This is a genomic window from Methanosaeta sp. UBA458 (genome assembly GCF_002496085.1).
GTDB classification, from domain to species: domain Archaea; phylum Halobacteriota; class Methanosarcinia; order Methanotrichales; family Methanotrichaceae; genus Methanothrix; species Methanothrix soehngenii.
Genome location: NZ_DAIK01000108.1, coordinates 1 through 8,569, shown reverse-complemented (window position 1 = coordinate 8,569; position 8,569 = coordinate 1). Strand labels below are relative to the sequence as shown.

Sequence of the window (8,569 nt, the reverse complement as noted above, 5' to 3'; positions counted from 1 at the left end):
GGCCAGATCCTGGGCAAGGAGGAGCAAGCTTCCGATTATATTCGCTGGTATGATGAAAAAATCGGCTCCGTCAAGGATGCAGTGGACGGGATGAACTTGCCCGAGGCATATGTGGAGTGGAGCTCCAGTGGCGGCGACATTTCCACTCTGGGCCCGGGGTCTGCATTTGACCAGGTGCTGAAAGTGGCAAAGGGCTACAACATCGCCAGCGCCCTGGAAGAGAGCTATCCAAAGGTGGACTGGGAATGGGTGGTAACAGAAAATCCTGAGATAATCATCGTGAGACAGACCCAACCAGCAGGACATACCGAGATCGGCTGGGAGTCTGCTCCCTCACAGGAGGCCTCAAAACTGCAGGCTGCGAAGAATGAGCTTCTGGACAGATCAGGAGCAAGCGGAACCTCAGCCGCAAAGTCCGACCGGATCTATTTCATAGATTGGGATATCATGAACGGCCTGGACCAGGTGGTGGGCGCGACCTATCTGGCGAAGGTGCTCCACCCCGACGTGGATCTCAATCCGGAGGAGGTATACCGCGAATATTTAGAGCGTCTGGGCCTTGAGTACCCCGAGGGAAGGACGATGGTCTATCCGGAGATTGAGGATTGATCGCAACAAGATGCCTGTGAGGCATCCTTATTCTTTTTTAGATGGGTTTTTATGTTATTTGATCCGAAATAGTTATTAATAGAATACAAGAAAAACAGAATACATCACACCAAATTGCAATCCCTCAATCGGCAGGTAATCGAATGAAGTTAGTCTCTATAACCTGGAGCAGTGAGCTGCCCCACCTGATGCAGGGGGCCAGAGAGCTCTCCTTTAACCTGGAGGCCTGGTCCTATACCCAGCTTGACGATCCCGTCCAACTGGAGAAATGCCTGAAATCACTGAAAAGCGCTCAGATGGTCCTGATCCATCCATCGAACGACCCCTGCTGGGATGAGATCATTCCCTCCCTCAGCCCCAGCACGCCAGTGATCTCCTTTGGCCGGGACCCATCGCTCTGGACAGTGGCCAATGTCCCGATGGATACTACCCTGACCGTCAACCGCTATGCCCTGTTCGGCGGGCGGAAGAACTTCAAGAACCTGCTCAAGTATGCCTGCAACCAGGCCCTGAAGACGAGCTTCCAGCTCGAACCGCCAGAGGAGATCCTCTGGCAGGGGCTCTATCATCCCCGATCTGAGACGGCCTTCGCAACCGTTGATGAGTACCTGGAATGGTATCAGGGCAAGGAACGATCGTGGGTGGGCCTGATCTTCTCCCGCACCTCCTGGGCAAACGAGGATCTGAAGGTCGTAGATGCCGCCATACTGGAGCTGGAAAAGGAGTTCGACGTCCTCCCTGCATTCTGTTTCGGCATGGGAGATTCCGATCTGGGCGCCTGGTCCAGCGTAGAGGTGGCCAAGAGGTTCTTCTCAGGAAGAGTGGAGGCTATAGTCAACCTCCAGCCCATCTTCCGCTCCAGAAACAGCGATGAGGCACTCCAGACCATGAAAGCCCTGAATGTGCCCATATTCCATCCTGCGGTCGTCTATCATAAGACAGAGGAGGAATGGAAGGATGATGTGCACGGCCTGTCCAGCAGCGAGGTGGGCTGGTCTGTGGCCATGCCGGAGTTTGAAGGAGTGATAGAGCCTCTGATGATAGGAGCGACGAGCCGCTCTGAGATGGACGGGGCACAGATAGAGAAGCATGTGCCCATCCCGGAGAGGGTTTCAAAGCTCGCGAGAAGGGTCAAAAAATGGGTCGCCCTGAAGAACAAGCCGGTATCCGAGCGCCGGGTGGCTTTCATCCTGCACAACAATCCCTGTGCTTCAGTGGAGGCTTCAGTTGGTGGCGGAGCGCATATCGATACCCTGGAGAGCGTTGCTCGCATCATGGACCGGATGGTCCAGGCCGGATACTCGCTGCAGAGCCCACCCAAGACGGGAAAGGAGCTGATTGAGACCATCATGGCCAGAAAGGCGATATCGGAGTTTCGCTGGACCTCGATCGAGGAGATCATCAAGCGAGGAGGAGCCCTCGCCCTCTTGAGCGAAGAGGAATACCGGCAATGGTTCGACCTGCTATCCCCCGTCGTCCGGGATCAGATGATCGAGGCCTGGGGAAGGCCGCCAGGGGAGGAGAAGGACGGAATTCCCGCTGCCATGCTCTATCAGGGGAAGATCGTTATCACTGGGGTGGAATACGGAAATGCCCTGGTCTGCACCCAGCCCAAGAGGGGGTGCGCCGGATCTCGCTGCGATGGCCAGGTCTGCAAGATATTGCACGATCCCCAGGTGCCGCCCACTCATCAGTATCTGGCCACCTACCGCTATATCGAGAGCTGCTTTGGCGCAGACCTGATTGTGCATGTAGGAACCCATGGCAACCTGGAGTTTCTGCCCGGAAAGTCGGTGGGCCTCTCCGCCGACTGCTATCCCGATATCGCGATCGGCGATATGCCGCACCTTTACATCTACAACTCGGACAACCCCCCGGAAGGGACCATAGCCAAGAGAAGGAGCTATGCCACTTTAGTCGACCACATGCAGGTGGTGATGACTGACTCCGAACTCTATGGAGAGCTTAAAGAGCTGGAGGACAGGATCTCCGAGTACAGACGGGCGGTCCTCTCGGAGGGCGGAAGAGCCCATGCCCTCGAGCATATCATCCTAAATCTGCTGGAGAAGAGCAACCTGGCAGGCGAGATCAACCTGAAGAGGCTCATCGCCACCGGCGCGAGCTTCGAAGAGATCCTGGAGAGAGCACACGATAAGATCTCCCAGCTCTACAATACCCAGATCCCCGACGGTATGCATATATTTGGAGAGCTTCCCGCGGGCAAGAGAAGAGAGGAGATGATCCGGGCCATTCTCCGGGCTGAGGTGAGAGGAGCTGCTGCCCTCCTGCTGGGACGGGAGGTCACGGCCAATATCGAGGATCTTAGAGAGTTGGACGGACTGGGTGGGGACCTGGTCCGGGCAATCATAGCCGACAGGAGAGGCAAGATCGAAGGCCAGGAAAAGAGCAGTATATCGAGACTGCTGGAGGAGCGCTCTATTGGAAAGGAAAGCCCGGCCTTAGACCTCTTGCGAGATCGAATAGAAGAGCTCAGCTGGAGGATCGAGGAGTCCAGGGAGATGGAAAGCCTATTGAGGGGCTTTTCCGCAGGATTCATCGAGCCAGGACCATCGGGGCTGATGAGCAAGGGAAAGATCGAGATCTTGCCCACGGGAAGGAACTTCTTCTCCCTGGACCCCTCGGCAGTTCCCACCGAGGCCGCCTGGATGGTAGGACGAAGACTGGCCGACAGCCTGCTGGAAAAGTACGAAAAAGAGCAGGGACGGCTTCCTGAGAACGTGGGGATGTTCTGGATGGCAGGAGATGTGATGTATGCCGATGGGGAGCAGATGGCCCAGATGTTCCATCTCATCGGCGTCATGCCGGTCTGGAAGGGGGGGAAGCTGAAGGGCTATGAAGTGATACCTCTCGAGGAACTGGGCCGGCCCAGGATAGACCTGACCGTGAGGGTCTCAGGCATCACCCGAGACTGCTTTTACAACTGCATTGAGATCATGGACCAGGCCATCTGTGAGGTCGCAGCACTGGACGAGCCACAAGATATGAACTTTCTGCATAAGCATGACCTGGAGAACGGATCTCATCATCGCATCTTCGCCAGCCGCCCAGGAACCTATGGCAATGGAGTGAACCTGGCAGTCTATGCCAGCGCCTGGAAAGCGGATAAGGATCTTTCGGACGTGTTCATCTACTGGAATGGTTACGCTTACGGCAAGGGCGTCTTCGGCGAGGAATCCCAGGATGGTTTGATCAAGCAGCTGAAGAGCGTGGACGTCACCTTCAACAAGACCACCACGGATGAGAAGGATCTGTTCGGCTGCTGCTGTTACTTTGGAAACCAGGGAGGTATGACTGCGGCCGCCCGGGAGGTCTCGGGGCACCATGTTGAGGCCTACTATGGTGATACCAGAGATGCCGATCGGGTGGAGGTTCGCACCCTGAGCGATGAGGTCAGGCGGGTCGTTCGCACCAAACTGCTCAATCCCAAGTGGATCGCGGGGATGAAAAGGCACGGCTATAAGGGAGCAGGGGACATCTCCAAACGCGTAGGCCGGGTCTACGGCTGGGAGGCGACGACACAAGAGGTGGATGACTGGATATTCGACGACATTGCCCGGACCTTCGTCATGGACGAGGAGAACCGCAAGTTCTTCCAGGAGAACAATCCCTGGGCGATGGAAGAGATGAGCAGGAGGCTGTTGGAGGCCGAGCAGAGAGGCCTGTGGAAGGCAGATCCTGAGGTTTTAGATGCCCTCAAGAACCTTTACCTGGAGATCGAGGGCTGGATAGAGGAGAGAATGGGAGACGTGGAGGGCGAGATCCAGGGTGGATCGATCGATGTCTTCAATGCCGATGAGGTTCTTGCCTGGAAGAAGAGGATGAGCAAGGTTCTGGGAGATTGAACCGGGGCCAAGCATAACGATGAACGGACTTCTGGTGAGCTTGATTCCTGCAAGGGGGCAGAGGGGGCTTATGCTATCCTATGGGCCGATCTGGCAGCCTTGCATAGGAGCCTTCCCAATTATCTGCTGGCGAAGGTGGCCGCTCCTCTGCTTTACATCACCGCCTTCTTTTTCGCACTGGGGGCAACATCAGGATGAACCAAGTGAGCTAGCTGGATTACTGGAGAAGCTTTGAGGAGCCTCTCATGCTGCTGCAGGATACCCCAGCACCGCTCCCTCGGGATATTCCACTTCCAGGAATTGCTCCAGGTATTCCCGATAGATCTTCCCGGGATCTATATTCATCTCGGGGTGCAGCCACGCTGCGCAATAGGCGAGGCCCACGATGCCGTCAGGTCCCCAGGCGATCTCAGTGCTCAGCAGATGGACCCTGTTGTTCTTCGCCGCATCCAGATTGCTCCATCCCGGACGTTCCTCTAAATAGCCATTCAGGATCTGATCAGCTTCTTTTGTGCTGTTCCAGCCCGCTTTTCCGCCTCCCGGTGCCAGAAGCTTGATTATGACATCCGGGTTCTCCTTGAGGATCCATTCGCTGTCCAGCTTGGGGTACTCATCGAGATCGCCAGCAATGTTCCGTCCTCCGGTGGAGCTGCACATCGCATCGCCGCTTGAGCCTCTGCCGTAACTGGAGTTATAGTAGAGATTTCACCGAATTTTATCTAATGGTTTATCATGCTCGTGCATGCTCGATAAGCCTACTGCATAGGAGAAACGGGTTTTGGAGAATTCAGATTTCCATCCGCTTGAACTCATCCCGCTCTTCTGGCGTGAGCATATCCTGCCAGGGAGTAGCCGTCACCAGGTCCACCGCCCTCCCATTGCGTATAGACTTTTCTATCTTGATGAGGCCTTCCTCCTCCAGTCTCTTTACTGCCCCCCGCGTTTTGCCGGTAGACCAGCCCATCCGTTTTGCCAGCTCATAGACGTTTAAGCTGGGTGCCTCGCTGATCTTTTCGTAGAGGTCCCACTCATCGTCCTCGGCTTTTGCCGTCCTGACCAGGGTGGCTTTCTGAATAGACTGCATATGCAGTCCAATTCTCTTGAACATATTTAAGCCTTTTGATATATGTCATTGCAAAAAATGATATGTCAAATGGTAGATCAAAAGGCTTAAATCCAAATATCATATAGTATTATGCGTGATAACCGACTTCGAAAGGGCTATTCTCGTTAAACTGTGCCAGGAGACGGGCATGGCAAAGGCCGCACATTTGCCCGAGCATGTCCTTGTTCGCAGATTCCCCAACCTGGGGCACAGGGTCAAGAAGGCCCTGGGAAAGTTGGTCAGCAAAGGATATGTCGCCAGGCATCCAACAAGAAATGAGATGACCTATCAGCTCACAGAGCTCGGGATAGAGGAGTGCAGGCAGATGAAAGAGCGGGCCTGACCGCGTTTTGAGGGCAATCGCGAAGCTGAGAAAAAGGTTTTTGATTGATCGCTTGCATCTAATCTTAGGGTGTGACCCATGAGACGCATGCGACCGAGCAATCGACCGTGTGTGAAGGATGTGTGAGGCCAAAAGGACGAAGCTCATCTTCGCAGTTGTTTGTAAGGCCGGTGGCATGCATATAACCCCCGAATTCAAAGACCTGTCCTCCCTGTGGCGGAACTAACTCCCCGTGCAGGCCCACAATGGCCCCAGAATCTGCCGAAGCTGTAGGGAAGATCTGAGCAAGTGGCTTGACTGTCTCAAGTTTGGCAATACTGATATATTGAAGTCCTGGTCGTACGTCGCCTTGTCTTCTTCATGCACTTCTCCCCATATGTCGGCATTGCTTAACATTTTGTCCACTGTGGAGTGGTTCAATCATATGTTTCCTGCCCCTGGCTTATTATCTCGTGCCTTTCCACGATAAAAGCCCCTGGCTGGCTGCATGAATTTTGATTTTCGCAAGGCTGCCAGTCAAGGCTGATTGCTCCACAGGTGGAGTTACCCCAGAGCTGGATGAATTTTTCTATCGAAATGGCACCACTTGGCACATAAGATCTTGTTCCGATCTTGCTTGATACTGCAACAACCGTCATGGCATCACGCGTTTTTCCATCTGCTCCGATACCATGTACTTTAATCGGATATGAACCTGGATTGGGATCATAAAGACCAATTATTACATCAGAAGATTGACCAACCATAATAACGGGCCTAGCTATGCTTGCCGTTACATTCGCAGGAGGCACTAAATCTAAAAATATTTGATCCTCATATTTCATTAATGGGTTTTTATTTTCAGCGGATATATTTGTATGAATACGAATTAATTCGCCTCTATGAAAATGATAATCTTCAATGGTGCCATTATTATCTGTGGATGTAAAAGTATAATTTTCTGATATTTCATCATATGTTATATTATAGTACATGGATGAAAACGATAATTTATAATTACTGGCATCTGGCCCCAAAATCAATGGATACGATGCACCAAACAAAGGGCCAAACAACTGAGATAATGCAACAATAATCGCTCCCGCAAAAATGATATCAACATTACGTTTCTCTTCCCCTAGAACTCTTTTCGATAAACTTTTAGTTATATAAAATATTAATATACCTATTAAAAATAATATTACAGCTGAAAGAATAAGTGTAAGGAGGAACCACTTTAGCTGCTGCTCAGGCAATAATATATATATACAGACCAGTAATGCTGCTGCGATAATAGGAGTGGTAAAGACCCAACCTAAGCGCTGTTGCCACATAATCAGAACCCTTGATCACATAATCTTTCGAATAGATATCACTTTCCTTTTCATATGGTTGCAGTTCGATTGGCAGAACAGGAACACGGGCGTGCAGTACTCAATCTCCAAGAAACTAGCTAGCATTCATTCAGAAGCACAAGCATTGCTGAAAGAGAGTTCTGAAAACTAATAGGAACCCAAAGAGCGGAATAATTGAGTCTAGGCGGGCTTAAACACCGATCCACAGTGTCCTCCTTGAAGGAGCCGATCATATTTGCGATAGCTTGATTACGCCCAAGCTCGACTCAGAGTCGGGCAAGGACGCAAACAATGCGCTAGTATTTCATACAGCATTCGTTTTATAGAGATCCTGCATCTTAAATTCTAATTAGATTAAGCTAGTAGGAAGCACCTTTGAGATCCGGCTCATTTTAAAATTTCCTTTTTCACCATGATATACCCAAGCTCCAAAAATATTCTCCACATCGGCATCAAATTTCCCTTTGTATCTTACTGTGTGCCCATAACCTCCTCCGCCATCATAATTTTTATCAAATATAATTTCATTACCATCTATATAGCCGCTAATATTGGAAATTAAGTATCGGGGGCTGTCTTCCCCATAAACAGTGAGAAATGTGTTGACCTCTTTCATCGTGCCAGACAACCTGTTGCCATCAAAGACCAGATCTGCCGAAAAAGCTACAGTATTTCTAGATGCGCCACTAATTTGAGAAAGCAATGATTTAAATAATCCCGATTTGTCGTAGGCATATTCTCCAGTCCATCTTTCCATTTTGGAAACTGAGGAATCGGTGTGTTGATGGGCATCGGATGCTGCACCTAGATTATAGCCACATGACTGACAAAAATTGCTCCCTTCTTGATACTCAGATCCGCATTTCCAGCAATATGGCATTGCTCATCACCAAATTATCACTAGTCCTGTGACCTTATATAAATTTGGGTGGCTTTTCGCTGAATCTATGTGGGTGGGCCCAGCAGTGATTATGGCATGAAAAAACCTTAAAGCATACTGGTTTTCATGCTTGCGCATGATCCCTGCGTGAGAATCATGAGCTCTTGAGGTTGGGTAAGGGAATAGCGGTTCACCAATGAGACGTGGAGACACAGGGAAATTGCGATTCAAGTCCATCCATACCAAATAGCGAGGAGCCAAGGTATTTATCCACGGATGAGAATTGACTCGTGAGGCAGGATAACGGGCTTAACAAATTACAGAAAAATCGGCACGCTACCCAGGGAAGAAGAGAGGACTGTAATATGCCGCTTGGAGAAAGCATTATTCGAAGACTTGCACTCATAAAGTACACATGCGTCTTCGGTTAGCAGA

Annotated in this window: 6 protein-coding genes and 1 pseudogene; 3 read left to right on the top strand and 4 right to left on the bottom strand. The window is 51.2% G+C overall.

Going from position 1 to position 8,569, the window contains the following annotated elements; all coding sequences use genetic code 11:
- A partial coding sequence (locus BP822_RS07530; protein WP_286878078.1) for an ABC transporter substrate-binding protein occupies positions 1-609 on the top strand: 609 nt, incomplete at its 5' end.
- A gap of 143 nt (positions 610-752) precedes the next feature.
- A complete protein-coding gene (cobN, locus tag BP822_RS07525) occupies positions 753-4,472 on the top strand; it encodes a cobaltochelatase subunit CobN (RefSeq protein ID WP_273271955.1) in 3,720 nt (1,239 codons plus the stop codon).
- Positions 4,473-4,715: 243 nt separating this feature from the next.
- On the opposite strand, the pseudogene BP822_RS07520 reads toward cobN, so the two are convergent.
- Positions 4,716-5,141 (bottom strand): annotated as a pseudogene (locus tag BP822_RS07520) (ABC transporter substrate-binding protein); the annotation flags it as partial.
- Positions 5,142-5,259: 118 nt separating this feature from the next.
- Positions 5,260-5,556 (bottom strand): MarR family transcriptional regulator, encoded by a 297-nt coding sequence (locus BP822_RS07515; RefSeq protein WP_157863765.1) that lies wholly within the window; start codon positions 5,554-5,556, stop codon positions 5,260-5,262.
- A 115-nt stretch (positions 5,557-5,671) separates the two neighbouring features.
- On the opposite strand from BP822_RS07515, the gene BP822_RS07510 reads away from it, so the two are divergent.
- On the top strand, positions 5,672-5,920 hold the full coding sequence (locus tag BP822_RS07510) for a hypothetical protein (RefSeq protein WP_048132275.1): 249 nt from the start codon (positions 5,672-5,674) through the stop codon (positions 5,918-5,920).
- Between the two features lie 416 nt (positions 5,921-6,336).
- Here the strand turns inward: BP822_RS07510 and BP822_RS07505 are convergent, their stop codons facing one another.
- Both BP822_RS07505 and BP822_RS07500 read right to left on the bottom strand, forming a co-directional pair.
- On the bottom strand, positions 6,337-7,155 hold the full coding sequence (locus BP822_RS07505; RefSeq protein WP_162144972.1) for a hypothetical protein: 819 nt from the start codon (positions 7,153-7,155) through the stop codon (positions 6,337-6,339).
- 448 nt (positions 7,156-7,603) lie between these two features.
- Entirely contained in the window at positions 7,604-8,134 is a 531-nt protein-coding gene (locus BP822_RS07500; protein WP_013719760.1) for a zinc ribbon domain-containing protein, read from the bottom strand.
- Between the last annotated feature and the right edge of the window lie 435 nt (positions 8,135-8,569).

Excerpts from the sequence above, each read along its gene's own strand:
- BP822_RS07515 (WP_157863765.1), bottom strand. The coding sequence starts at position 5,556 with ATGCAGTCTATTCAGAAAGCCACCCTGGTCAGGACGGCAAAAGCCGAG.
- BP822_RS07500 (WP_013719760.1), bottom strand. The coding sequence starts at position 8,134 with ATGCCATATTGCTGGAAATGCGGATCTGAGTATCAAGAAGGGAGCAAT.
- cobN (WP_273271955.1), top strand. The coding sequence starts at position 753 with ATGAAGTTAGTCTCTATAACCTGGAGCAGTGAGCTGCCCCACCTGATG.